Source organism: Winogradskyella damuponensis (genome assembly GCF_039538385.1).
Taxonomy (GTDB): Bacteria; Bacteroidota; Bacteroidia; order Flavobacteriales; family Flavobacteriaceae; genus Winogradskyella; species Winogradskyella damuponensis.
In genome coordinates this window covers 162298-187946 of sequence record NZ_BAABCB010000002.1, presented here as the reverse complement: position 1 = coordinate 187946, position 25649 = coordinate 162298, and the positions used below count along the sequence as shown (strand labels likewise).

24 protein-coding genes are annotated in these 25649 nt (G+C 32.9%); 10 read left to right on the top strand and 14 right to left on the bottom strand.

The annotated features are described in order from the left end of the window. Nucleotides 1-96: 96 nt before the first annotated feature. The 9 genes from ABD730_RS00980 to asnB all read right to left on the bottom strand — a co-directional run bounded on the left by ABD730_RS00980 (nucleotide 97) and on the right by asnB (nucleotide 9390). A complete protein-coding gene (locus ABD730_RS00980) occupies nucleotides 97-1140 on the bottom strand; it encodes a DUF6588 family protein (RefSeq protein WP_334470297.1) in 1044 nt (347 codons plus the stop codon). A 216-nt stretch (nucleotides 1141-1356) separates the two neighbouring features. Beyond that, on the bottom strand, nucleotides 1357-3306 hold the full coding sequence (gene gyrB, locus ABD730_RS00975; protein ID WP_334470299.1) for a DNA topoisomerase (ATP-hydrolyzing) subunit B: 1950 nt from the start codon (nucleotides 3304-3306) through the stop codon (nucleotides 1357-1359). A 480-nt stretch (nucleotides 3307-3786) separates the two neighbouring features. Further along, on the bottom strand, nucleotides 3787-4377 hold the full coding sequence (locus tag ABD730_RS00970) for a TMEM175 family protein (RefSeq protein WP_334470301.1): 591 nt from the start codon (nucleotides 4375-4377) through the stop codon (nucleotides 3787-3789). 39 nt (nucleotides 4378-4416) lie between these two features. After that, a complete protein-coding gene (locus tag ABD730_RS00965) occupies nucleotides 4417-5304 on the bottom strand; it encodes a pirin family protein (protein ID WP_344711934.1) in 888 nt (295 codons plus the stop codon). 2 nt (nucleotides 5305-5306) lie between these two features. Next, nucleotides 5307-5624 carry a GNAT family N-acetyltransferase gene (locus ABD730_RS00960; RefSeq protein ID WP_334470305.1) on the bottom strand — a complete coding sequence of 106 codons (318 nt, stop codon included), beginning with the start codon at nucleotides 5622-5624 and terminating at the stop codon, nucleotides 5307-5309. A 52-nt stretch (nucleotides 5625-5676) separates the two neighbouring features. Next, nucleotides 5677-6558: a pirin family protein gene (locus ABD730_RS00955; protein ID WP_344711932.1), complete on the bottom strand. Its 882-nt coding sequence runs from the start codon at nucleotides 6556-6558 to the stop codon at nucleotides 5677-5679. Nucleotides 6559-6564: 6 nt separating this feature from the next. Then, a complete protein-coding gene (locus tag ABD730_RS00950; protein ID WP_344711930.1) occupies nucleotides 6565-6918 on the bottom strand; it encodes a hypothetical protein in 354 nt (117 codons plus the stop codon). A 105-nt stretch (nucleotides 6919-7023) separates the two neighbouring features. Then, nucleotides 7024-7620 carry a Crp/Fnr family transcriptional regulator gene (locus ABD730_RS00945; RefSeq protein ID WP_344711928.1) on the bottom strand — a complete coding sequence of 199 codons (597 nt, stop codon included), beginning with the start codon at nucleotides 7618-7620 and terminating at the stop codon, nucleotides 7024-7026. Between the two features lie 96 nt (nucleotides 7621-7716). Continuing rightward, entirely contained in the window at nucleotides 7717-9390 is a 1674-nt protein-coding gene (asnB, locus tag ABD730_RS00940; RefSeq protein WP_344711926.1) for an asparagine synthase B, read from the bottom strand. 274 nt (nucleotides 9391-9664) lie between these two features. Between asnB and ABD730_RS00935 the strand changes: the two genes are divergently transcribed. Beyond that, nucleotides 9665-10210 (top strand): DUF2911 domain-containing protein, encoded by a 546-nt coding sequence (locus ABD730_RS00935; RefSeq protein ID WP_334470315.1) that lies wholly within the window; start codon nucleotides 9665-9667, stop codon nucleotides 10208-10210. 301 nt (nucleotides 10211-10511) lie between these two features. Here ABD730_RS00935 and ABD730_RS00930 read toward each other — a convergent pair whose 3' ends face one another. Further along, entirely contained in the window at nucleotides 10512-11144 is a 633-nt protein-coding gene (locus ABD730_RS00930; RefSeq protein WP_344711923.1) for a 7-carboxy-7-deazaguanine synthase QueE, read from the bottom strand. Between the two features lie 178 nt (nucleotides 11145-11322). Here ABD730_RS00930 and ABD730_RS00925 point away from each other — a divergent pair, with 178 nt between their 5' ends. From ABD730_RS00925 to ABD730_RS00900, 6 genes are read left to right on the top strand one after another with little or no spacing between them, the layout of a single operon-like run. Then, the gene (locus ABD730_RS00925; RefSeq protein WP_334470319.1) at nucleotides 11323-12861 is read left to right on the top strand and encodes a helicase HerA-like domain-containing protein; all 1539 of its coding nucleotides are present in this window, start codon (nucleotides 11323-11325) and stop codon (nucleotides 12859-12861) included. 18 nt (nucleotides 12862-12879) lie between these two features. After that, on the top strand, nucleotides 12880-13437 hold the full coding sequence (locus tag ABD730_RS00920; protein WP_344711921.1) for a hypothetical protein: 558 nt from the start codon (nucleotides 12880-12882) through the stop codon (nucleotides 13435-13437). Between the two features lie 14 nt (nucleotides 13438-13451). Beyond that, nucleotides 13452-13817: a cupin domain-containing protein gene (locus ABD730_RS00915; RefSeq protein WP_334470323.1), complete on the top strand. Its 366-nt coding sequence runs from the start codon at nucleotides 13452-13454 to the stop codon at nucleotides 13815-13817. A gap of 2 nt (nucleotides 13818-13819) precedes the next feature. Then, nucleotides 13820-14647: an alpha/beta fold hydrolase gene (locus tag ABD730_RS00910; protein WP_215927760.1), complete on the top strand. Its 828-nt coding sequence runs from the start codon at nucleotides 13820-13822 to the stop codon at nucleotides 14645-14647. Nucleotides 14648-14668: 21 nt separating this feature from the next. Continuing rightward, nucleotides 14669-15439: a pseudouridine synthase gene (locus tag ABD730_RS00905; RefSeq protein WP_334470325.1), complete on the top strand. Its 771-nt coding sequence runs from the start codon at nucleotides 14669-14671 to the stop codon at nucleotides 15437-15439. A gap of 2 nt (nucleotides 15440-15441) precedes the next feature. Beyond that, nucleotides 15442-15861, top strand: coding sequence for a VOC family protein (locus ABD730_RS00900; protein WP_344711918.1), 420 nt, complete (start codon nucleotides 15442-15444; stop codon nucleotides 15859-15861). Here the strand turns inward: ABD730_RS00900 and ABD730_RS00895 are convergent. The 4 genes from ABD730_RS00895 to ABD730_RS00880 all read right to left on the bottom strand — a co-directional run bounded on the left by ABD730_RS00895 (nucleotide 15854) and on the right by ABD730_RS00880 (nucleotide 21765). Beyond that, complete coding sequence (locus ABD730_RS00895; RefSeq protein WP_344711916.1) at nucleotides 15854-16573, bottom strand: YwaF family protein; 720 nt, start codon at nucleotides 16571-16573, stop codon at nucleotides 15854-15856. The genes ABD730_RS00900 and ABD730_RS00895 overlap by 8 nt on opposite strands. 8 nt (nucleotides 16574-16581) lie before the next feature. After that, on the bottom strand, nucleotides 16582-17466 hold the full coding sequence (locus ABD730_RS00890; RefSeq protein WP_215927756.1) for a bifunctional 5,10-methylenetetrahydrofolate dehydrogenase/5,10-methenyltetrahydrofolate cyclohydrolase: 885 nt from the start codon (nucleotides 17464-17466) through the stop codon (nucleotides 16582-16584). A gap of 128 nt (nucleotides 17467-17594) precedes the next feature. Then, entirely contained in the window at nucleotides 17595-18926 is a 1332-nt protein-coding gene (gene ffh, locus ABD730_RS00885) for a signal recognition particle protein (RefSeq protein ID WP_215927754.1), read from the bottom strand. A gap of 253 nt (nucleotides 18927-19179) precedes the next feature. After that, nucleotides 19180-21765: a hypothetical protein gene (locus ABD730_RS00880; RefSeq protein WP_344711914.1), complete on the bottom strand. Its 2586-nt coding sequence runs from the start codon at nucleotides 21763-21765 to the stop codon at nucleotides 19180-19182. A 105-nt stretch (nucleotides 21766-21870) separates the two neighbouring features. Between ABD730_RS00880 and ABD730_RS00875 the strand changes: the two genes are divergently transcribed. From ABD730_RS00875 to ABD730_RS00865, 3 genes are read left to right on the top strand one after another with little or no spacing between them, the layout of a single operon-like run. Further along, a complete protein-coding gene (locus tag ABD730_RS00875; protein WP_334470333.1) occupies nucleotides 21871-22386 on the top strand; it encodes an RNA polymerase sigma factor in 516 nt (171 codons plus the stop codon). 56 nt (nucleotides 22387-22442) lie between these two features. Further along, nucleotides 22443-23339: a FecR family protein gene (locus tag ABD730_RS00870; protein ID WP_344711912.1), complete on the top strand. Its 897-nt coding sequence runs from the start codon at nucleotides 22443-22445 to the stop codon at nucleotides 23337-23339. Further along, nucleotides 23332-25647 (top strand): TonB-dependent receptor domain-containing protein, encoded by a 2316-nt coding sequence (locus tag ABD730_RS00865; RefSeq protein WP_344711910.1) that lies wholly within the window; start codon nucleotides 23332-23334, stop codon nucleotides 25645-25647. Before ABD730_RS00870 ends, ABD730_RS00865 begins: the two co-directional genes overlap by 8 nt. Nucleotides 25648-25649: the final 2 nt, after the last annotated feature.

Below are 25649 nucleotides of genomic sequence, written 5' to 3'. Positions count from 1 at the left end.
TTTTAAATGATTGTAAAATTACGAATAAAATTGCTTTAAACGAAGAAAGCACAAGAGTAAATCTTGTGCTTTAGTCTCTTGTTTTAAGATCTAATCTTATCTGAAGCTCAACGCTATACCAACTGTAGCTGTATTATATTTTTGAAACGTATAATCGCCAAATATTTTAAAGAATCCTAAATTTAATCTTGTGCCTAATGTTGCTCTCATTCCATTTGCCTCAAAATTCAAATTTATAGGGTCGCTTATCTCTTCTTGAACCGTCCCCATTTGGTTTCCATTACTATCTTCTACATCGTAAGTTAGTGTATAATCCCCTTTCATTTTAGCTGTTGTCTTCCCGTTGTTATAACCAAGACTTCCGTAGAATGTAATTAATTTAAAATCTAAAGAAGCTAATGCCTGAACCGTCCATGTATTCATTTTAAATTCTGCTTCGCCATTTGTAACAAAAACGTTATCAGAATTATCGGTATCTGACATTGCATAAGTGACACTCATACTCGTAAATGCACCTAAAACAGATACACTAAGCGGCAATTTATCTAAGGGGCCTAAATATTGTGTTAAGTCGTGCTGCAATCCAAAACCAAGCAGCTTAGCTTCAACATCATCATAATTTTGAGTTGGCACAAAACGCGCCTTAATATCTGTTTTAAATGGTAATCCAAACCCAATCTGCACTGTTGGAGCAGGCACTGCATTTACAGGTAAATCTTCAGTAATACCTCCAGGCATATCAAAACTTATTACTCTAGAGGTGCCATCTCCATTTGGTATTGAAACATCTATAGTCGCTTCTGTATCATCCTCGCTCATTACGGTTGGTAACTTGTTTTGCCCACTAGCTACAGATAAAAAAGGGTAATCTGCTGGATTAAATGCAAATGTTTTAGCTGCATCTGGTACAAAAGAGGCATTAACACCAATAGTAATATCAAAGCCAAACTTTTTATGAACTTTTGCTGTTGTTGCCCAACCACCATTCATACTATACATTAATCCCACCATTGCTGGATTTAAATAATTCTGCGTAAGCAAACTAGCATCCTCTGATGCAAGCAAAATAGTTTCTAAATCTTGGGCTTTAGTTAATTGCACACTAGCAATAACAATAATTAAAGTGATAAATTTTCTCATAGCAATAGTGGTTTTTACATAGGCCTAATTTATAAAAATAATCACAGAAATGGTTTATTTTCATCACATACATGGATAATTAGCCTCCGAACCTTATACTAAATAAGCTTAAAAGCAATGATTTTTTATTACTTGATATTATAAAAATCAAAAAAATAAAGGCACAAAAAAACACCCAAAAATGGGTGTTTTTTTTATATATTAAATCATTAATACTTAGGCGTCAATATTTGCATAAATAGCATTTTTCTCTATAAATTCTCTACGAGGTGGTACTTCGTCGCCCATTAACATAGAGAACACTCTATCAGCTTCTACACCATTTTCTATATGAATTTGACGCAAAGTTCTAAACTCAGGATTCATTGTTGTATCCCAAAGTTGACTTGCGTTCATTTCTCCAAGACCTTTATAACGTTGAATTTTTGCTCCATCACCATAGCGCTCCATCAAAGCTAAACGCTCTTCATCATTCCATGCATACTCCTTTTTTGCTCCTTTTTTCACTAAAAACAAAGGTGGAGTTGCGATATAAATGTGTCCATTTTCAATCAATTCTCTCATGTAACGGAAGAAGAACGTTAAAATTAGTGTTTCAATATGTGAACCATCAATATCGGCATCACACATAATCACAATTTTATGATATCTTAATTTTGAAAGGTTTAATGCTTTACTATCTTCCTCTGTTCCAATGGTTACACCTAAAGCTGTAAAGATATTTTTAATTTCTTCGTTTTCGAAAACCTTATGTGTCATTGCTTTTTCAACATTAAGAATCTTACCTCTTAATGGTAAAATGGCTTGAAACGCTCTATCACGACCCATTTTTGCTGTTCCACCTGCAGAATCTCCCTCTACTAAGTAGATTTCACATACTTCTGGATTTTGCTCAGAACAATCTGATAATTTACCAGGTAAACCTCCAATACTCATTACGGTTTTACGCTGTACCATTTCACGTGCTTTTTGAGCTGCGTGACGTGCTTGAGCTGCAAGAATTACTTTTTGAACAATCGTTTTTGCATCATCTGGATTTTCTTCTAAATAGTCTGTAAGCATTTCTGAAACAGCTTGAGAAACAGATGCAGAAACTTCACGGTTTCCTAATTTGGTTTTTGTTTGTCCTTCAAATTGAGGTTCTTGTACTTTTACAGATACAATTGCCGTTAAACCTTCACGAAAATCATCACCTGCGATATCAAACTTTAACTTGTCTAACATCCCTGATTCATCGGCGTACTTTTTAAGCGTATGTGTAAGTCCACGACGGAACCCAGAAAGGTGTGTTCCTCCTTCGTGTGTATTAATATTATTTACATATGAGTGTAAGTTTTCAGCATAAGAAGTATTATATACCATTGCTACTTCAACAGGCACTCCATTTTTTTCACCTTCAAAAGCAATAACATCTTTCATTAAAGGCTCACGATTTCCGTCTAAGAATTTAATAAATTCACTTAATCCTTCTTTAGAGTGAAATGTTTCTCCTTCAAACTCACCATCTTCTTTTTTATGACGTCTATCAACTAAATGAATGGTAATACCTTTATTAAGATATGCTAATTCTCGTAAACGGCTTGCTAACGTATCATAACTATATTCTAAAGTTTGTGTAAAAATTGTTGGATCTGGTTTAAAAGTTACAATCGTACCTCTTTTTTCAGTTTCACCAACTCTTTTTACAGGATACGTAGCCTTACCTCTTTCGTACTCTTGCTCCCAAATTTCTCCTTTTCTGTAAACGGTTGCCTTAAGATGCTCAGATAGCGCATTTACACAACTTACACCAACACCATGCAATCCACCAGACACTTTATAAGAGTCTTTATCGAATTTACCACCTGCACCAATTTTAGTCATAACAACCTCTAATGCAGAAACTCCTTCTTTTTTATGTAAATCTACAGGAATACCACGACCATCATCTTCTGTGGTAATAGAATTATCCTCGTTGATAATTACAGTAATATTATCACAATGACCAGCTAAAGCCTCATCAATAGAGTTATCAACTACCTCATAAACTAAATGGTGTAAACCACGGACACCTACATCTCCAATATACATGGATGGACGCATACGTACATGCTCCATACCTTCTAAAGCCTGAATACTATCTGCAGAATAATTATCCTTATTAAATTCTTCTCTTTTCTCGCTCATTATTTTGAATAAATTTTAGTTCGAATCTTTATTAAAAAAAGTTCCGTTTATTTTTTTAAACGGAAGCAATCCAGCTATCCTAATTTCCTTCAATTTCATTTTAAAAATTAAGACCGCTTTGACATAAAAAAAATGACACAGTTGTATCATTTTTGAATACTAACAAATATACGATTTTAAAACACTTTATAAAAGCTTTTTATGGATTGAAACCGATAATTATCAACATTTGTTAATTACTTAATAATGCCTTAAAAAGGCTAAAAAGCGCCTTAAATTTGATTTAACTAATTTTAAGGCTAACTCAGAATCGCCAAAAACCAAAAAAGCTTTACAAGTCGAATTTCGAAGTTTGAATGAGCGTTAAAATTGATGAATTTCTTCGTTTTTAAGTGCGACATCCTGACAAATTTATCGTACAAAAGGAGAAAAAGTCAGCTTTAAAACTGACTTTTTATAAATCGATTTATAAAAAATAGATTAGACTTCAACCTCATCTATTAAGGTTTCCATTTTTTTGTCTGGCATTAACCAAATTAAAGCTACAATCGCATAACAGACAATAGCGAGCCACGTGTACACAAAAGCTAAAGGAATAGCTATAATATACAATGCTGTGGAGACATAATCTTTTACTTTATATATAATTAAACGCGCCAATAAATAATCTTTATCGTGATTTTTAATTAGCGTACGTTCTAAAATAAAGTAAGCTACAGCACTCATCAATAACACAAAACCGTAAGTAGCTACTGGTAACGCTTCATAATAATGTTCATTTTCTCCCAACCAACTTGTAGTAAAAGGAATTAAAGACAACCAAAACAGCAAATGTAAGTTTGCCCAAAGAACGCTTCCGTTTACCTTATGAGAAATCTGAAATAAGTGATGATGGTTGTTCCAATAAATTCCGATGTAAATAAAACTTAACACATAGCTTATAAATACTGGTGCCACAGATAATAAACTTTGAAAAGTAGTGTCTTCTGGAGCTTTCAGTTCTAAAACCATAATGGTAATTACAATAGCTAAAACACCATCGCTAAACGCTTCTAATCTTCCTGTTCTCATAACTTAATTTTAATCAATGTGATTCTACTAAATTCTAAATTAACCACCAAAGCGTTTTGGAGTTGGTAATGGAATACGTACAGTCTCATTAATCACTTTTGGGAATTTATCTGCTTTCCAATCGTTTTTAGCTTTCGCAATAAGAGCTTTATCTGATGCGACAAAGTTCCATTCTATAAACCGTTCTTCGGGGAATGCATTTCCGCCAAAAATATAAATAGTTGAATTAGCTTCAATTTCAAACGCACATAAAGTACTGTCTTTAGCCACTAATAACTGTTTTGTTTCGTAAGTATATCCATCACTTTTAATACTACCTTCTAAAATATACAATGCGCTTTCACCAAATAAATGTTCGCCTATTGAAATGGTTTTCGTTTCGCTTGATTTTATTTCTATAAAATAAAGAGGACTATATACTGGAACAGGAGATTGCTTTCCAAAGGCTTTTCCTGCTATGAGTTTAAAATGCACATTGTTATCTTCCCAACTCGGAACTTCATCTGCAGAAACATGTGTAAACGACGGATCGCATTGCTCGTCTGCTTTGGGCAAGGCCACCCATATTTGTAAGCCATGAAGCATTTTTTTTGAGTGACGTAAATATTCTGGTGTACGCTCTGTATGCACAACACCTTTTCCTGCTGTCATCCAATTTACCGCTCCTGGTTTTATTTCTACTTCTGTTCCTAAGCTATCGCGATGCATAATAGCTCCTTCAAACAAATATGTTAAAGTAGACAAGCCAATATGCGGATGCATTGCAATATCCAAGTTTTCAGAATCACTTAGACAAGCAGGCCCCATATGGTCTATAAAAATAAATGGTCCCACCATACGTTTTTGTCGAAATGGCAACAAGCGACCTACCATAAAATTGCCAATATTGGCAGCACGTTCCTCTATAATTAATTTTGTATTTGACATATTTATAATTTATCGTAACCGTTAAAACTTGGATCCACTAAGGATTTATATTCTGGATGCTTCTTTATATATGCGAAAACATAAGGACAAAATGGTAATAGTCTTTTGCCTTGGATTTCAATATAATTTAGCGTTTTCTCAACCACAGCACTTGCAGCTCCTTTACCACTTAAAGCAGATTGAACTTCCGTATGAATTAATGCTATTTGATCGCTCATCTCCTTATATTGGATAAAAGCAAAACTATCATCGATTTCTATTTCGAAACACTTTTTATCTTCGTTTTTACGAAGTGGAATATTTTTAAACTCGTCCCTCATGTCTTAAAGATATAAAAAAGTAGTTCAAAAAAATGAACTACTTTTTAAATTACTAATCCTCTAAATAACCGAATTTTCCGGTATTAAAATCCTGAAATGCTTCAATGAGTTCCTCTTGTGTATTCATCACAAAAGGTCCATGCGCTGCAATTGGTTCATTAATTGGCTCACCACTTAGCACTAAAATTATAGCATCATTTAAGGCTTCTACGGTAAACGACTCTCCATCGTTGCTAAACATCACAAAATGGTCTTGCAGTGCATCTGTATTTTCGTTTACTATTGCATCACCTTCAACCATTAAAAGTGCTGTTGTATAGTTTGCTGGAAACGACAATTGCGTTTTAGCTCCTTTTTTTAATTTCAAATTAAACATATTCACTGGCGAAAATGTAGAGGCAGCACCTTTGTGCCCTTGATAATCGCCTGCTATTACCTCTATTTCTCCTGCTTTATTTGGCAAGTCAATTTTTGTAATTTCAGAATTAGAGATAGCCTGATATTTTGGAGTACTCATTTTATCCTTTGCAGGTAAATTCACCCAAAGTTGTACCATTTGAAACTCTCCTCCTGTTTTACTCCATTCGGTTTCATGAAACTCTTTGTGTAAAACACCAGAAGCAGCTGTCATCCATTGCACGTCTCCTTCTCCAATTACGCCTCCACCACCCGCACTATCACTATGTTCTACACATCCTTTATAGGCGATGGTTACCGTTTCAAAACCTCTGTGAGGATGCACTCCTACACCTTTTGGCTTATTTGTTGCAGGAAAATTATACTTGGAATTATAATCTAACATTATAAAAGGATTCATACGTTGCATGGTTGATGTCCTTGGAATAAAATTGTGAACTCTAAATCCATCACCTACAAAATGAGGTGTTCCTGGTTGGGTTACTCTTTCTATACGTCTTAGTTTATTAGTTTTCATGTTATTTTATTTGTTTAAGTTGATACGGTTTGCCAATGTAATTTCAAATGAATTGTCTAAATAATTGCTTTGACTACTTGGCTTGTTTGCTCTCCAATAGGCCGCTTTTACGGTTTCTGCTAAAATTTTATTATCAGTATATTCTACTAAAATTGCATTGTCAGACAATACCGATACAACCTGACTCAACTTGACTTTGTCTATTAGATTAAATTTGTTAGAAATAGCAACGACATTATAAGGTCGCTGTTGTATTTTTTCTATAGCCATCTCTATAGTATCTACTGTAGAAACCTTCCAATTTAAGATTCTTGGAATTGTAGTGTCTTTACTGACAACTAATACTTCTAAATGTCTCATAATATATTTCCTTTCTTTTATTACTGTAAAATTACAGGAACAAAAAAAGGTATGCATTGACATTTGATAAGAAGCAAAAAACTAGACATTAATAGGATTAAAATATCACTTGAGTTTAAAATTTTCTTTAGCTAATGCTTTTCGCACTCTACTTAAACTCTCTGGAGTAATACCCAAATAAGAAGCAATCATCCATTGTGGTACACGCAACATGATATCTGGATACATATTGACAAATTCTAGGTATCTTACTTTTGCAGAAGCTCCTATTAATAAACTGATACGTTTGTATAAATGTCGAATGTGATTCTGTAATAGTTTTTCGTTTTGAATTCTAAAATTTGAATTGACTTTGACCACCTCATTAACAAATTCTTCATCTAACATTACAGTTAATGTATCCTCAATAGCATCTATATAGTAAGTTGAAGGCTCTTGAAAAAAAACACTTCCACGATCACTAAGAATCCAATTTTCGGTCGCAAACTGAAGGACGTGTTCTTTACCTTCTTCATTTAAGGCATAAAATCGAAGCACACCTTGTTCTACAAAAAAAGAATGCGAACAAACCTCGCCTGATTTTAATAAGAACTCGTGATTAGCAACTCTTTTCGTTTTTATAAAAGGGATTATTTGGGTGAATTCCTCTTCAGATAATCCGCCTTTTTCAATAAGAAATTTTTTAAAATTTGGTAATAACATTGTTACAATTAAGATTATGAAATTACAACAATGCTACATATAAAAAAAGACCAATCTTTTTTGATTGGTCTTTTTACTTCGTTATTTAATTCCTATTTAAGCTTTGACATAAGAATCTGAATGCACCTTAGCTACTGCTCTACCCGATGGGTCATTCATGTTTTTAAAGGCTTCATCCCATTCTAAAGCTGTTGCTGTACTACAGGCCACACTTGCCTCTTGTGGCACACTTAATGCAGCGGCATCACTTGGAAAATGTCCTTCAAAAATAGTTCTGTAGTAATATTCTTCTTTGTTTAAAGGTGTGTTTATTGGAAAACGGAATGATGCATTTTCTATTTGTTCATCTGTAATTTCATTTTCAACAAGCGCTTTCAAGGTATCAATCCAACTGTAACCTACTCCATCAGAAAATTGTTCTTTTTGTCTCCAAGCTACGCTTTCTGGAATCATATCTTCAAACGCTTTACGAACGACCCATTTTTCCATACGTTCTCCATTAATCATTTTATCACTTGGGTTAATGCGCATAGCTACATCCATAAATTCTTTATCTAAAAATGGTACACGACCTTCTATTCCCCAAGCGGCCAAACTTTTGTTTGCTCTTAAACAATCATACATGTGCAATTTATCTAATTTACGAACCGTTTCTTCATGAAATTCTTGTGCACTTGGTGCTTTATGAAAATATAAATACCCTCCAAATAACTCATCTGCTCCTTCACCAGATAATACCATTTTAATTCCCATCGATTTAATCACTCTTGCCATTAAATACATTGGTGTAGATGAACGTATTGTAGTAATATCGTATGTTTCAATATTGTAAATCACATCTTTAATTGCATCTAAACCTTCTTGGATGGTGAATTTAATTTCGTGATGCACAGTTCCTATATGGTCTGCCACTTTTTTAGCTGCCGCCAAATCAGGTGAACCTTCTAATCCAACTGAAAACGAATGTAATTGAGGGTACCATGCTTTTTCTTTATCATCCGCTTCGATACGTCTTTCTGAATATTTTTTAGCAATAGCAGAGGTTACCGATGAATCCAAACCACCAGACAACAATACACCATACGGCACATCACTCATTAGTTGTCTATGTACAGCATCTTCTAAGGCCAGCTTTACTTCTTCTATACTTGTTTCGTTATCTTTTACAGCATCATAATCCGTCCAATCGCGTTTATACCATTTTACAAATTCGCCATCTTTACTAGACATGTAGTGTCCTGGAGGAAATAGTTCAATTTTAGTACAAATACCTTCTAGTGCTTTTAATTCTGAAGCGACATAAAAAGTTCCGTTTTTATCCCAACCTATATATAAAGGAATAATTCCCATATGATCTCTAGCGATAAAATACTCATCTTTTTCTACGTCGTATATAGCAAAACCAAAGATACCGTTCATTTCATCTACGAAATCCACTCCTTTTTCTTGGTATAAAGCTAAAATCACTTCACAATCACTTTGAGTTTGGAAATCGTATTTTCCTTCAAATTGTTGTCGCAAAGCTCTATGGTTATATATTTCTCCATTAGCTGCAAGAATTAGTTTTTGGTCAGGACTCAACAAAGGTTGCTTCCCTGAGGCTGGATCAACAATCGCTAAACGTTCGTGTGCCATGATCACTTTATCATCACTATAAATTCCACTCCAGTCTGGTCCACGATGACGAATGGTTTTTGCCATTTCTAAAACCTGAGGTCTTAAATCTTCAACTTTCTGTTTTATATCGAACGCACATACTATTCCGCACATAACTTTTACTTTTTATTTGAATTTGGCTTCAATTAAGCTTAGCCCTTATATTATTAATTATACGACAAATATGAAATTAAACTTTCATATTTAAAACGCAATACAACTAAATGGTTTCAATTTAAAACTTTAAATACATAATAGATGTTGTTTTAAAACTAACTCATCTCGAAATTATTAGTTTTACTATGAATATGTAAATTTTAATATTTAATTGCGACTATTCATAGAATTAAAAACTATTTTTAACAAAATCTAAAACACAGTATTACTTATGAAAAAATCAAATTTAATGACTTCAATCGCTTTTGCGTTTTTAATGTTATTTACATTTAATGTTGATGCACAAGAATTTAAAGGCTTAGATAAGAGTCCTATGGATGTTGCCGCTTTCCCTTCTAATTACAAAGATTCAAACAAAATAATTAAAATCGCCTATAGTCGTCCACAGTTAAATAATCGCTCGGTAGGTGAATTAGTAAAAAACGGGGAAGTATGGAGAACAGGAGCAAATGAAGCTGCCGAAATTACACTTTATAAAGACCTGATGTTTGGAAATAAAGAGATAAAAGCAGGAACTTATACTTTTTATGTCATTCCTGGAAAAGAAGAATGGACAGCAATTATTAGCACAGACTTAAATGTTTGGGGAAGTTATTCTTATAATGAAAAAAATGATGTTGCACGTCTAAAAGTACCCGTTACAGAAGCAAAAGAATCTTTAGAAGCATTTTCTATTGCATTTAATAAATCTGACAACGGAATTAATATGCATTTAGGTTGGGGAACTGTGAGAGTTGCTGTGCCTTTTAAAGGTTAAATCTATCTGGTATATACAATACAAAACGCCCTGATTTCTCAAGGCGTTTTTTTTTGTTTCATATATACTCTAATAAAATCTTACATCTTTTGTTGCCATTGTACCTGCTCTACCACCTACTCCAGCCGTTAACGCTACCGTTTCTGTATTAGAATAAGTAACATAATTACCTATTGTTTTATCCAAAAGGTTAAAAGAGAAATATTGTGTTTGTGCTATTACTTCTCTAAGTTTAACAAATATAATACTATTGTATACGTAATAGTTTACAGGACAAATGCAATAACTATCTATTTGAATTTTAAGGGATATTCAAATACTTATGTGTTTGAAGTGACACTTTCCATTTGGGGTTTGCCATAACGTACTCTACAATTAACGGCATCATTTTCTCGCGTTTACTCCACTCTGGTTGTAAATACAAAATACAGTCCTCATTTACCTTAGTAGCCTGTTCTTCTGCAAACTTAAAATCGTCTTTATTATATATGATACATTTCAGTTCGTTTGCTTTTTTAGAAACGTCTTCTGTTGGTAATTTCATTTTTTTAGGCGACAGACAAATCCAATCCCATTCTCCTGATAATTTGTAAGCCCCTGAGGTTTCGATATGTGTTTGCACTCCTTTAGCTTTTAACTGAGCTGTTAAAGGTCCCATATCCCACATTAATGGCTCACCACCTGTTACAATAATGGTGTCGCTATATTTAACCGCATTTTCAACAATCTTTTCTGTTTCTGTAGGCGGATGTAATTCTGCTAACCAACTTTCTTTAACATCGCACCAATGACAACCTACATCACAGCCTCCAATTCTCACAAAATAAGCAGCAGTACCTTTGTGAAATCCTTCGCCTTGAATGGTGTAAAATTCTTCCATTAAAGGCAATAATAACCCTTTATCTATTAACTCTTGTCGTTCTCTTCTTGTCATAAGGCTGCAAATATATTAATAAGTAAGCAGTAGGCAGTAAACTCTGAGTAATAATTAAACATTCTTATACTATCAAAACAAGATTAGGTATTAATTGCTGATAAATACTAAGACTGCAATCTAAAACTATTTCATACTTGATTAAAATTACATTATTTTTATCCAAATTTTCTGACTCATGAAGAATTCTGAAGCTTTCATAAAAGACATCAACGACGGAAACACGTTTAAAGGTGATTATATTACCTTAGGTTCTGCTATGCTAGATGGTAAAACCATGACTAACACTTTTGTAAACGTACCATTAAAAACCATGAACAGACATGGTCTTATTGCTGGTGCAACAGGTACTGGAAAGACAAAAACATTACAAGTTTTAGCAGAAAATCTTTCTGAAAAAGGAGTTCCTGTTTTACTTATGGACATCAAAGGAGATTTAAGTGGTTTAGCAAAACCTAGTCCTGGACATGCAAAGATTGATGAACGCCATGCGCAAATAGGTTTACCCTTTGAGCCAAAAGCTTTTCCCGTAGAAGTAATGACCTTGTCTGAACAAGATGGAGTTCGATTAAGAGCAACTATAAGTGAATTTGGACCTGTTTTAATTTCGAGAATATTAGACGTTACAGAAACCCAAGCCGGAATCATTTCCGTAATTTTCAAATATTGTGACGACAACCATTTACCGTTATTAGACCTCAAAGATTTCAAGAAAATTTTACAATATGCTACTAATGAAGGTAAAAAAGAATTTGAAGAATCTTATGGGCGTATTTCTACCGCTTCAACAGGTGCTATTCTTAGAAAATTAATAGAAATAGAACAACAAGGTGGCGATTTGTTCTTTGGCGAAACCTCATTTGACACACAAGATTTATTGCGCATTGATGAGAATGGACGCGGTTATATTAACATTATTAGATTAACTGATATTCAAGATAAGCCAAAATTATTCTCCACGTTTATGTTGAGTTTATTAGCTGAAATCTATTCTACTTTTCCTGAACAAGGAGATAGTGGCCGACCAGAACTTATCATGTTTATTGATGAGGCACATTTAATTTTTAATGAAGCTTCGGACGCGCTATTAAATCAAATTGAAAGTATTGTAAAGCTTATTAGAAGTAAAGGAGTTGGATTATATTTTGTTACTCAGAATCCAACCGACGTCCCTGAAGCTGTTTTAGGGCAGCTGGGTTTAAAAGTACAACACGCTTTAAGAGCGTTTACTGCAAAAGACAGAAAAGCCATAAAATTAACAGCTCAAAATTATCCTGATACGGATTATTACGATACAGCAGAAGTTTTAACATCATTAGGAATTGGTGAAGCCTTAGTCTCTGCTTTAGATGAAAAAGGAAAACCAACACCTCTGGCCGCTACAATGTTGCGTGCACCAATGAGTAGAATGGATATTTTAACAGAGTCTGAATTGGCCAGTTTATTAGCACAATCAAAACTCGCTAAAAAGTATAATCAAGAAATTGATAGGGATAGTGCTTATGAAATGTTAAATAAAAAAATTAAAGAAGCCGAGGCTGAAGAGGTAAAACAAAAAGCAAAAGAAGAAAAAGAAGCCTTAAAACGTGCCGAAAGTAAAAGAAAAACAAGCTCAACTAGAAGACAAAGTACACGAATGAATCCTATAGTAAAGGTTCTAACCAGTGCAACAGTAATCCGTGGAGTCTTGGGAATATTAAGTAAAATGATAAAATAATAAATGCCTAAATCTAACATGAAAAACACTTTATTAATGGCACTAATTTGTGCTCTTATTATTACTAGTTGCGCAAAAGAAAAAGTTGTAAATCCATTTACAATTACTAAGAATCATATTGGTTTACTAACAGACTCTACGCAAGTAAAAGAATTAGATGCCATTTTTAGCAATGATTCGGTTGTGCGTTATATTGCCGGAGATGAATTTATTGGAGCTGTAAACAGCATTGAAATTTTTGAAAAAGGTGGCAAAAAACTATTAGACTTATCTCCAAAAGAAGCTTTAGATTCAACATCTGTAATTTCTAGCGTAAACATTATTGATTCACGTTATAAAACAGAGAAAAACATCTCAACTTTAAGTACATTTAAAGATATAAAAGAAGCTTATAAAATTTCAAAAATAGACAACCTCATTAATGTAATTGTCGTTTCTGTTAATGAAATAAACGCCTCTTTTACTATTGACAAAAAAGAGCTTCCTGCAAGCATGCGCTTTGACATGGATATGACTATTGACCCAATTCAAGTTCCTGAAAAAGCTAAGATTAAATATTTCATGATTCATTGGTAAAAGCAATAAACAAAATGAAAAAATATAAAATTCAAAACTCGCCATTTGTAGTTCCAACAGAAGATGGTAAAATTATAAAAGAACATTTTGGAAATGCAACAGATGGTAATTCAGAAATTAGTATTGCACACATGGTTGCTCCTGCTGGTTGGTCCGAGCCTTTTCAAACACCAGAATTTGATGAATATACGTTTATCATTAAAGGAAAAAAACAATTCATTATCGATGGAGAAACCATAGTTTTAGAAGCTGGCCAATCTATTAAAGTAGAAAAAAATACTCGGTTACAATACTCTAATCCTTTTACAGAACCATGTGAATATCTAGCGGTATGCTTGCCTGCATTTTCAGTTGAAGCCGTAAATAGAGAAGACCAATAAGTATGAGTAGTTTTGTTATTAAATCAATTGGTAGAGCTCTTAACGCAACCAGTCTAATCTCGTCTAAATACGCCGCAAAAAAAGCTATAAATTTATTTGCTTCACCTAGAAAAGGAAGTTACAACGAACAGCAAAAACGTGTAATCGAATCTGCTTTTTATGAAGAAATAAACTATAAAAATCTAGATATAGCAACCTACCGTTGGGTGGGCAAGGGCAAAACTATTTTACTAGCCCACGGTTGGGAAAGTAATGCATCACGTTGGGAGTATATTTTAAAAGATTTAAAAGCACAAGACTATAATATTATTGCCTTAGATGCTCCAGCTCATGGGAGGTCTGACGGAAAACAATTTAATGCCATTTTATATTCTGAATTTATAAATGTAGTCGCCAAAAAGTTTCAGCCAGATGTACTAATTGGACATTCAGTTGGTGCAATGTCAAGTGTTTTTTGTTTATACAAACATCAATTACCAAGTATACATAAAATGGTTTTATTAGGAGCACCAGCACATTTTACTGGAGTTTTTGATAGATACAAAACCATGATGGGTTTTAACAATAAAGTTTCAAATGGCTTAGACAATATTATTGTTGAACGTTTTGGACAGCCTGTTTCATACTTTTCAACTGCAAATTTTACCAAGTCAATTGAAGCCAAAGGTTTAATTATCCATGATAAAAAAGACCGTATTATTCCTTATGAAGACGGACTATTAATTGCTAACCGTTATAAAAATTCTGAATTTATTTCTACTTCAGGATTTGGTCATGGATTAAAGGATATTTCTTTAACACCAAAGATTATTGAGTTTATTAATAACTAATCTTTATTGTACTTTTACAGCATGTCACAAGAACTAAAACGCCTTAACAAATACCTCAGCGAAGCTGGTTATTGCTCTCGTAGAGCTGCAGACCGTTTAATCGAAGCAGGAAGAGTAACTATTAACGATGTTGTTCCTGAAATGGGAACTAAAGTCGCATCCGAAGATGTTGTTAAAGTTGATGGCGAAATCATTGGAGAACGCAAACAAGACTTTGTGTACTTAGCTTTTAACAAACCTGTAGGTATCGTTTGTACTACAGACACTCGAGTAGAAAAAGACAATATTATTGACTATATCAACTATCCAAAACGCATATTTCCCATAGGAAGATTAGACAAGCCAAGTGAAGGTTTAATTCTTCTCACTGACGACGGAGATATTGTAAACAAAATATTAAGAGCGAGTAATAATCACGAAAAAGAATACATCGTAACTGTTGACCAACCAATTTCTCAAACCTTTATTGAGCGTATGTCTGGAGGAATTTATTTAGAAGATTTAGACAAACACACTAATAAATGTAAGGTTAAAAAGATTGACAAATACACGTTCAGTATCATTTTAACTCAAGGATTAAATAGACAAATCCGTAGAATGTGTGAATATTGTAATTATGAAGTACAAGCGTTAAAGCGTATTCGAATAATGAATATAATGCTTGATGTACCTGTTGGAAAATATAGAGAATTGACTAAAGCCGAATTTAAAACGCTAAACGAATTAATAAGCGATTCTACAAAAACGTATGAGGCAAGTCAAAACAATACAATAAGAAAAAACAGACGCTAGTTATGGCTTTATCTCCGTTTCACCTTGCTATTCCTGTTCATAATTTAGAAACCTGTAGAAATTTCTACACTAATACATTACAACTTGAAGAAGGTAGAAGTAGCGACCATTGGGTAGATTATAATTTCTTTGGACACCAATTAGTTATTCATTTTAAAGACAAAACAGAAGCAGATACGCATACAAATCAAGTAGACGGCAAAGCTGTTCCCGTTCCGCACTTTGGTGTTGTTTTAGAATGGGAAGCATTTCAAGAGTTTTCTAAATTATTAAAATCTAAAAACATAGCCTTTATTATTGAGCCATACATTAGATTTAAAGGGCAAGTTGGAGAACAAGCTACCATGTTTTTTAAAGATCCTTCAGGAAATGCATTAGAGTTTAAAGCCTTTAAAGATATGACTCAGTTATTTGCTAAGTAATGTTTCGTTTGTTGGAAAGGTAAAATGGCCCATAAATTAACAAAAACAGAGGAATTATTATTAGCTGACCTACCAAAATATAATACGGCCATTCTCCAAAATAATCTAACAGTGAAGCCGACTTTGGCTTTTCATTTAAGTAAAAATAATTAGCATCTAACAGGTAATTCAAAAGCATCATTAAAGCAACATAACCTTGAAGTGCAAAGAAGGATTTAAATACACTTTTAAGTGTTGGTCTCATTTTTAATTCAAATATGAAATAGAAAATGATGGATAACAATCCCAAATGGATTATCCAATATCTAAAATAGTCAAAACTTGGAAATCCTGTAGTAATGTCTGGTGTTATAACAGCTTGTAATGTGCCTCCAATAATCCAAAACACTAGTATTTCAAACATCCAATATTTACGATAATACGTAAACACAGGAATTAATAAAGCCATTAAACTACAGAGGTAAAGTGGTAAATCGGTTTTAAAATTATAGTTATCAAAAAGCATTCGGTATACATGAAACCCAATAAGCGTCAGGGAAACAAACCAAGCTAAATAATGAACTGCTTTTTGTTTTTGAAATGCATTGAAATTCTTGCTAGAATAACTTACAAGACAAACAGTAAATGCTATTGCAAATAGAATAGGAATGATATGTTGAAAACTACCTAACGTGACTTTTGCCTGCACGATACATAGTAACCACGATTCCATTTAAAAAATTATCTGTAATTTTTTCTGTGTTGCTCTCTTGCCAACAATGTGTTTTTTAGCAACATGGCAATTGTCATTGGACCTACTCCACCAGGAACTGGTGTAATAAAACTTGCCTTTTTGCTTACGTTTTCAAAATCTACATCACCAGTAATATAATAGCCTTTTTCTGAATCGTCTGGTACTCTTGTGATTCCAACATCAATAATTACAGCATCATCTTTTACCATTTCGGCTTTTAAAAACTTAGGCACTCCTAAGGCTGAAATAATAACATCTGCTTGTGAAGTAATCTGCGTAATATTTTTAGTGTGACTATGAGTTAAAGTTACTGTTGAATTTCCAGGAAAACCTTTTCTTCCCATTAGAATACTCATGGGGCGACCAACAATATGTGAACGACCAATAACAACTGTATGTTTACCTTTAGTTTCTACTTCATAACGGTCTAGCAATTCTAAAATACCAAATGGTGTTGCCGGAATAAATGTAGACATATCTAATGCCATTTTCCCGAAGTTCATAGGATGAAATCCATCGACATCTTTATCAGGATTTACAGCCATTAATACTTTTTGCGTATTAATTTGTGGAGGCAATGGTAATTGAATTATAAAGCCATCTATATTATCGTCATTGTTTAATTCTTCAATTTTATCGAGCAACTCAACTTCACTTGTTGTATTTGACAAACGCACCATTGTAGATTCGAAACCAACACGTTCGCATGCTCTAACTTTGCTACCTACATAAGTTAAACTAGCCCCATCGTTACCGACAATAACAGCAGCTAAATGAGGCACTTTTTCACCATTAGCTTTCATCTTATCGACTTCGGCTTTGATTTCGTTTTTAATGTCGTTACTTACTTTTTTTCCGTCTAAAATTGTCATGCTTTTGGTTATTGTTTTCTTGCAAAGACGCTATGGCGCAAATCTCTTATTGATTAATTTATTATTTTTAAAAGCCAACTGAAGACTGAATTTTGTAACGGTCAACTGAGGACTAAATACTGTAAACTTTACTTTGGCATATTCTGCATAGCTTGCATCATACGTTTTCCGCCTCCACCTTGCATCATCTTCATCATTTTACTCATTTGCGTAAATTGCTTTAAGAGTTGATTTACTTCTTGTACTGAAGTTCCAGACCCTTTACCTATACGCTTTTTACGGCTTGCATTTATTACTGATGGATTAGCACGTTCTTCTGGTGTCATAGAATGAATAATCGCTTCGATACCTTTAAAAGCATCGTCATCGATATCAATATCTTTCATCATTTTTCCTGCTCCAGGAATCATTCCGATAAGATCCTTCATGTTCCCCATTTTCTTGATTTGCTGAATCTGTTTTAAGAAATCATCAAACCCAAATTGATTTTTGGCAATCTTCTTCTGAAGTTTTCTTGCTTCCTCTTCATCAAACTGTTCTTGAGCACGTTCAACTAAAGACACCACATCACCCATGCCTAAAATACGATCTGCCATACGTGATGGATAGAAGACATCAATTGCTTCCATCTTTTCACCTGTACCAATAAATTTAATTGGCTTATTAACTACAGATTTAATAGAAATTGCAGCACCACCTCGTGTATCACCATCTAATTTGGTAAGGATAACACCATCAAAATTTAAAATATCGTTAAAGGCCTTTGCAGTATTTACCGCATCTTGACCTGTCATAGAATCTACAACAAACAAGGTTTCTTGTGGCTGAATCGCTTTATGGATGTTAGAGATTTCAGTCATCATGGCTTCATCTACAGCCAAACGACCAGCGGTATCAATAATCACAACATTATGACCATTGGCTTTTGCATGTGCAATACCTGCTTGCGAAATGGCAACAGGATCTGTATTGCCTCTATCACTAAAAACCTCAACACCTATTTGATCACCGACAACATGTAACTGATCAATTGCAGCAGGGCGATAAACATCACAAGCTACTAATAAAGGTTTCTTCGTTTTTTTATTTTTTAAATAATTGGCAAGCTTACCAGAAAAAGTGGTTTTACCAGATCCTTGAAGACCTGACATTAAAATCACACTAGGGTTTCCAGAAAGATTAATACCTTCTACATCGCCTCCCATTAATTCGGTTAATTCGTCTTTAACGATTTTAACCATTAATTGGCCTGGCTGTAATGTTGTTAATACATCTTGACCAAGTGCTTTTTCTTTTACACGTACGGTAAATTCCTTTGCAATTTTAAAGTTAACATCGGCATCTAAAAGCGCACGTCTTACTTCTTTAAGCGTCTCAGCAACATTTACTTCTGTAATGCTACCATGACCTTTTAATACGTGTAACGCTTTATCTAACTTATCACTTAAATTATTGAACATGTTTCTAGTATTCTGTTTGCAGTCTGCAACAAAGCAGCCTGTAATTATTTAATAAGCTGCAAATTTAAGAATTTATGAGGGAATTACTAATGTGTTTAAGAATTAGTTTTTTAGTTATAAATGAAGGTTTAAGAAGAAGGAACATTAAACAAATTGATAAATTACTATCAAATAAAAAGAGCTGCTCATGGCGAGCAACTCTTTTTTATCAACTTAACTAACTTACTAAAATTACTAACTTTCAGCATTTTCTTTATTCACAGGTTCTATCTAGAACTATTTCATTATTGCTATCATTTATGGCATGCAATACTAATTGCTCTGTGGTACATTCTACAACTAACCAACTTCCGTTTATGGCTTGGATATTTGGTCCTGAAACGTTTGTAAACTCTATTACTACACCATCACTAGTTTGTGTTGTAGACCAATAAGCATCTATTACTATTGTATCGGTATATATCACTACAATTCCTGAATTTTCTTCGAAATTAAAATTATAACTATCAAGGTTATCACTACCATTATAACTTGTGATGTTCCATTCACATTCAGTTAAAATACTATCAATATCTCCTTCCGTACAGCTGCCTGTACTACAATCGATAACATTTAGTTGAATTGGGAATACTTGATATTCATTACCAATATCTACTCTTACATATACCGTTTGCTGAGATGCTACAAAATTGGTAAAACTCTGTGGATTTAAAATAGGACTTATATTAGCATCAGCTTCAGATTGTGTTAGATGATAAGATATATTATAATCTGGATTGCTTGTACAATTTGAGAAAGCAATTGTTAAATCAAAAGTTGCGGAAGTATTATTATCTTCTTCACACCGTTCTAAAACGGCATCAAAACCTTGAAAACATTCAAAATAATTACACTCTTCTGTATTTAAATAAACATTAAATATTTGAAAATTTCCGCTTTCAGCTTCAATTCTTAAATAAACTTCAGTAGCTAAAGTACCATAAGCTTCTGTGTTTGCTATTGGATTAATATTGTTCTCTGCATCGGATAATGTTTCGTGAAATGAAGGTGTAAAAGGATATTGGCAATCTACTAACCCAATAGTGTTAGCACTTAGATTATAAACAGGCACATTATTAGGTTGATTACATTCTACAATTTCAAAATCTCCAAAACAATTAAACACATCATCATTACAAGCTTCAACTATTAGCTCTAATTCTTGTACCGCAAATTCTTGTGTTTCTTGATTAAAAACTCTAAAATATATTGTTTGAGATGTTAATTCTGTTGGTGTAGTTAATTGAATATTTAAATGATTCGTAGAAATTATAGCATCGTCATAAGTAGGATGATAACTGCCAGATATTGGATAAAGCTCAATACATTCTGAACTTTGTAAACTATTAGTTTCAAAAACAAATGTGGCTATACCATCATTATTATCATCACATTCTTGAGACAAAACATATAAACTATAACAATTTAAAAGATCTTGGTTATTTACTTCACATCTTTGCTCTAGAGTAATAAAGTTATCGCCATTGATTAAGTATAGACTTCCTTCTTCACATTCTACAACTTGCCACTGCCCGTTTAAGGATTCGTAACCTTGTTGTAAAGATAAATTAACAAAAACATCTGTAGCAATGGTAACAATTTCCCAAGTCCCAATTTGCGATTCTAAATTATTGACATCCTCAATTAAAACGTCGCCATCTGAATTGAAATGCATAAAAATAGGTACAAACGAATCTAAAAGATTGGTTTCTAATTTCCATACACACTCGCTAATATTAGCATTAATTTCTAATGCAGAACAGCCTTCAGTTTGCGGACAATCTTGAACTAATTCAAGCACTGTATTAGCACGCGTAATTGTGATAGAACCTGCATTATTACACGATACAATTAACCAATCTCCTTCTAAATCATCTTGAAATGCTGTTAATTCTGATAAGCTTAAGAGAACACCATTATCTGTAGTAGACAAGCTCCAAGCCCCACCAATTGCAGAAGTTGCTATACCTTCAGAAATAAGCAACTCTCCATTATCATTAAAAATTAACTGGTAATTATCATAAGTATCTGTTCCATTACTAAAATTCCATGGACACTCAACTAAATTCAATGCAATTTCATCTTCAAGACAATCATCATCGATAACATTACAAAACTGCTCTGCAGCTTCAATAGCATCTGTTAGTTCTTGATTTGTATTAACATCTACAGTTTCGCCGTTGGCATATTGTATAGTTATAGGAAAGTTTAAACTCACTATTAAAACGCTTTCGTCTTCTTCTAATTCATTAAGAAAAACATATAAAGCTTCGTCATTTTGAATAACAACTGTATCAATTAAATTAAACCCTGAATTAAATACTGAAAATGAAATTGGATATACAAAATCTGCACATTCAATTACAGCGTTCTCATTATAGACGCATTCATTAACAAAAGTTTGAAGCTCGTCTTCATTTTCAATAAAAATTTCGCTGTAATCGTTAAATATAATTGTAATTGGAAAAACAAAATCTAAAATATCTTCATCAATTACTACGTCACTTAACATATCTTCAAGCGCTTCTAAATCGGCTTCTGTTTCAATTATAGTCGTAATATCATTAACAACAACTGTTACTGGTAATTCTACAGAGAAGCAACTTGCACCATCTAAAATATCATCAGCAGCTCCAGAGTTTGCTGCCGTTCTTCCCATAAGATTTACCAAGGTAGAATTAGGTACAATGGCTTCTTGATCGTTTGGGTTTTCTATTTCATTAATCTCATCTTGACAAGATGTAAAACAAAAAAAGACAAAAAGTAAACTTATAACTATACTGTTGATTCTAAAACTCATAACTCAGATAAATTTAACGATTTATTATAGAACAGTTTAATTGTAAAAAGTCCTACTCTCAATTATTAAAAATTTATTTATAATTTGTGCAACCTATAAAAACCTATGAGCAAACCTTTACAAGATAATATTTGCGAGTCACAATTATTTGAGCGCTTGTATAATAAACATGCTAAAAATCTTCATGATTTTCTGTATTACAAGTTTGGACAACAATTGAATCCGCAAGATAAAGTGCAAGAAGCTTTCATTAAATTATGGCAAAATTGCGGCAAAATTACTCCTGACAAAGCAAAAAGCTATTTGTTTACAACGGCAAATAACCTAATGCTCAATGCCGTAGCTCATCAAAAAGTAGTTTTAAAATATAATAAACAACCTCAAAAACACGCTACTAATGAAACACCTGAGTTTGTACTACAAGAAAAAGAATACCATCAAAAATTACAAAACGCAATAAATAATTTAACCGAAGCGCAACGCACCGCTTTTTTAATGAACAGAGTTGAAGGGAAACGTTTTAAAGAAATAGCAAAGCTTTTAGATATATCTGTAAAAGCCGTTGAAAAACGAATTTATGGAGCTTTAAAAAAGTTAAGAGAAGAAATTAACGAACTTTAAAACTAAAAAAGTAGGGATTTTTAAACCTAAGCTGTTATATACTTGAAATTACATTTATGAAACGAGAGGAACTCATAAAAAAATGGTTAGATCATAACCTAAATACTGAAGAGCTAAAAGCTTTTAAGCAGCTAGAAGATTATAATGATCTTATTAAAATGGATACTGCTTTAAAATCTTTTAAAGCACCCGAATTTGCTATAGATACATCTTACAAAACATTAAAGCAACATCTTAAACCTAAACCTACAAAAACGAAGCAATGGCTAAAACCACTGCTTAGAATTGCGGCTATTTTAGCCATAGGATTTAGTATTTACTATTACACTTCAACTCTAGACACTGAAGTTGGAACACTTATAGCACAACAAAGTACTATTGAGCTACCAGATAATTCTATTGTAGATTTAAATGCCAATTCTACAATCACTTTTAATAAGAGTCACTGGAGCAACAATAGAGAGGTAAAACTACAAGGTGAGGCCTTTTTTAAAGTTGCCAAAGGTCAAAAATTTGATGTTATTACTTCTGAAGGAGTAGTTAGCGTCTTAGGAACACAATTTAATGTAAAGCAACGTAAATCTTATTTTGAAGTAACTTGTTACGAAGGTTTAGTTGGTGTAACACATAAAGACAAAACGGTTAAATTAAAACCAGGCGACACTTTCCAGATTATAGATGGAAAATTACTAACAACTGAAATAGAAAACACAACTCAACCACAATGGTTACAAGGCGAAAGCAGCTTTAACAGCATTCCTCTTAAACACGTCATTGCTGAGTTTGAAAATCAATACAAACAGAAAATAATTACAGAAAATATTGACACATCTCGTCTATTTACAGGAAGTTTCACTCATAATAATTTAGATTTAGCATTAAAGTCTGTTACAATACCATTAAATTTAAGCTACAGCAAATCAGAAAAATCTATTTTATTAAAGCGTGAATAAAAAATTACTTTGTTTAATTTTCTTTTTTTCATCTTTTACCTTTTACAACCTTGCCTATTGCCAAGAGTTAAAGGAAAAACAGACGCTTGCACAAATACTTTTAGAACTTGAAAAACAGTACGATGTTAAATTTTCTTTTGAAACCAAGACAATTGAAGGCATCTCAATCACTCCTTTACGCCATGGACTTTCTTTAACACAAGCTGTTAACCAACTAAAACTTGACACCAACCTTAATTTTGAAATTCTAAGCAATCGTTTTATTGCTATTACACCGCAAAAAGTCACTGAAGTACAAAACAGTATTCAGCACCTAGAAGAGGTTGTTGTTACGAATTATCTAACTAAAGGTATTTCTAAAACAAACAACGGAACCATTGAGGCAGACACCAAAGCCTTTCAAATTTTACCCGGATTGATTGAACCAGATGTATTACAAATAGTACAAAACTTACCAGGAATAATTAGTGTAGACGAACGCATTTCTAATATCAATGTTCGTGGTGGTACAAACGATCAAAATCTTATTTTATACGAAGGAATAAGAATGTATCAAACGGGTCATTTTTTTGGGTTAATATCTACTTTCAATCCTTATTTATCTAATGATGTTACAGTTTCTAAAAACGGAACTAGCGCCAAATTTGGCAATGCTGTTTCTAGTACTATTGCGATTCAAAACACAGACAATTTAAGCGAAAAAACAAGTGGTGGAATTGGAGGCAACCTGCTAAGCGTTGATGGATTTGCAAAAATCCCATTATCTAAAAAAACAGAATTACAATTAGCCGCTAGACGTTCTTATACAGATTTTATAGTTTCAAAAACTTATGACTCCTATTTTGACCGTATTTTTTCAGACTCAGAATTAAATACTTCAAATGCTATTAATACACAATTGGCATTAGACGAGCGTTTTATTTTTTATGATTTTAATGCTAAATTTTTATATAACATCAACGACTCCTCTAAGTTACGCGTTAATGTCATGAACATGTATAACAACTTAGATTACAAACAGGTATACACAACAACAAATAACGATTTCCAAGAGACAAAAAGTGAATTAAACCAAATAAGTTTTGGAACAAGTGCTACCTATTCTAAACGATTAAAGGATGGAACAAATCTTTCTGCTCAAGCTTATTATTCTAATTATGATTTAGATGCTACAAATAACAATATTTCTAACAATCAATTCTTAAAGCAAGAAAATAAAGTTGAAGATTATGGTTTACGGTTTGATATTTCAAAAGTATTAAGCCCTTCCTTAAAAATAAATTTGGGCTATCAGTTTAACGAAGTTGGTGTTACCAATTTTGAAGATGTAACCAATCCTAATTTTACGAGTTTAACAAAAGAAATTATAAGAACACATGCCATATTTGGTGAAGTTGTACGCTATTCGCAATCTCGTAATACATATTTACGTTTAGGTTCAAGAATTAGTTACTTTGGGAAACTGCAAAAGCTTATTATTGAACCTCGGTTTGCATTCAACCAAAAACTATCGGACTATTTTAGGTTAGAAATATTAGGCGAATTAAAGAGTCAATCTATTACTCAGGTTATAGATTTACAGCAAGATTTTTTAGGCATAGAAAAAAGACGTTGGCAATTAGCAAATACGAATAACATTCCTTTAATTAAAAGCCAACAAGTATCAGCAGGTGTTAGCTATAACCAAAATAACTTATTAGTATCTCTAGAAGGGTATTACAAAAATGTAAATAATATTACCGCTCTTAGTCAAGGGTTTCAAAACCAGTTTCAGTTTACAAACGATATTGGTTCTTATACCGTAAAAGGTATTGATTTTTTAATTAACAAACGCTTTAATAATTTTAGCTCTTGGCTAAGTTATACCTTTAGTAAAAACGATTATCATTTTGAAAATCTAAATAATGGCAATTCTTTCTCAAACACGTTAGATTTGCAACATGTTGCCAACGCTTCTTTAACTTATAATATTGATAATTTTAAAATTGGCCTAGGACTTAATTGGCATTCAGGAAGGCCATACACAACACCTTCAACAACACAAGACAACAGTAACAATATTATAGAATACGCGTCTCCAAATAATGCACGTTTACCCGATTATTTTAGAACAGATATCTCTGTAATTTATAATTTTAAATTTTCAAAAGGTGTAAAAGCCGATATTGGAGCTTCTGTTTGGAACATCTTTAATCAAACCAACATTATCAATCGGTATTACACCTTTAATTCTGATGATTCTATGGTTGAAATTAATAATAGGTCTTTAAAATTTACACCAAATCTTAGTTTTAGAATCAATTTTTAGTT

Coding starts and splice junctions, on each gene's coding strand:
- asnB (WP_344711926.1), bottom strand. CDS start 9,390: ATGTGCGGAATAGTATGTGCGTTCGATATAAAACAGAAAGTTGAAGAT.
- ABD730_RS00950 (WP_344711930.1), bottom strand. CDS start 6,918: ATGAGACATTTAGAAGTATTAGTTGTCAGTAAAGACACTACAATTCCA.
- ffh (WP_215927754.1), bottom strand. CDS start 18,926: ATGTTCAATAATTTAAGTGATAAGTTAGATAAAGCGTTACACGTATTA.
- ABD730_RS00880 (WP_344711914.1), bottom strand. CDS start 21,765: ATGAGTTTTAGAATCAACAGTATAGTTATAAGTTTACTTTTTGTCTTT.
- gyrB (WP_334470299.1), bottom strand. CDS start 3,306: ATGAGCGAGAAAAGAGAAGAATTTAATAAGGATAATTATTCTGCAGAT.
- ABD730_RS00875 (WP_334470333.1), top strand. CDS start 21,871: ATGAGCAAACCTTTACAAGATAATATTTGCGAGTCACAATTATTTGAG.
- ABD730_RS00935 (WP_334470315.1), top strand. CDS start 9,665: ATGAAAAAATCAAATTTAATGACTTCAATCGCTTTTGCGTTTTTAATG.
- ABD730_RS00955 (WP_344711932.1), bottom strand. CDS start 6,558: ATGAAAACTAATAAACTAAGACGTATAGAAAGAGTAACCCAACCAGGA.
- ABD730_RS00910 (WP_215927760.1), top strand. CDS start 13,820: ATGAGTAGTTTTGTTATTAAATCAATTGGTAGAGCTCTTAACGCAACC.
- ABD730_RS00970 (WP_334470301.1), bottom strand. CDS start 4,377: ATGAGAACAGGAAGATTAGAAGCGTTTAGCGATGGTGTTTTAGCTATT.
- ABD730_RS00900 (WP_344711918.1), top strand. CDS start 15,442: ATGGCTTTATCTCCGTTTCACCTTGCTATTCCTGTTCATAATTTAGAA.
- ABD730_RS00925 (WP_334470319.1), top strand. CDS start 11,323: ATGAAGAATTCTGAAGCTTTCATAAAAGACATCAACGACGGAAACACG.
- ABD730_RS00905 (WP_334470325.1), top strand. CDS start 14,669: ATGTCACAAGAACTAAAACGCCTTAACAAATACCTCAGCGAAGCTGGT.
- ABD730_RS00960 (WP_334470305.1), bottom strand. CDS start 5,624: ATGAGGGACGAGTTTAAAAATATTCCACTTCGTAAAAACGAAGATAAA.
- ABD730_RS00890 (WP_215927756.1), bottom strand. CDS start 17,466: ATGACAATTTTAGACGGAAAAAAAGTAAGTAACGACATTAAAAACGAA.
- ABD730_RS00965 (WP_344711934.1), bottom strand. CDS start 5,304: ATGTCAAATACAAAATTAATTATAGAGGAACGTGCTGCCAATATTGGC.
- ABD730_RS00930 (WP_344711923.1), bottom strand. CDS start 11,144: ATGACAAGAAGAGAACGACAAGAGTTAATAGATAAAGGGTTATTATTG.
- ABD730_RS00920 (WP_344711921.1), top strand. CDS start 12,880: ATGAAAAACACTTTATTAATGGCACTAATTTGTGCTCTTATTATTACT.
- ABD730_RS00980 (WP_334470297.1), bottom strand. CDS start 1,140: ATGAGAAAATTTATCACTTTAATTATTGTTATTGCTAGTGTGCAATTA.
- ABD730_RS00915 (WP_334470323.1), top strand. CDS start 13,452: ATGAAAAAATATAAAATTCAAAACTCGCCATTTGTAGTTCCAACAGAA.
- ABD730_RS00870 (WP_344711912.1), top strand. CDS start 22,443: ATGAAACGAGAGGAACTCATAAAAAAATGGTTAGATCATAACCTAAAT.
- ABD730_RS00945 (WP_344711928.1), bottom strand. CDS start 7,620: ATGTTATTACCAAATTTTAAAAAATTTCTTATTGAAAAAGGCGGATTA.
- ABD730_RS00895 (WP_344711916.1), bottom strand. CDS start 16,573: ATGGAATCGTGGTTACTATGTATCGTGCAGGCAAAAGTCACGTTAGGT.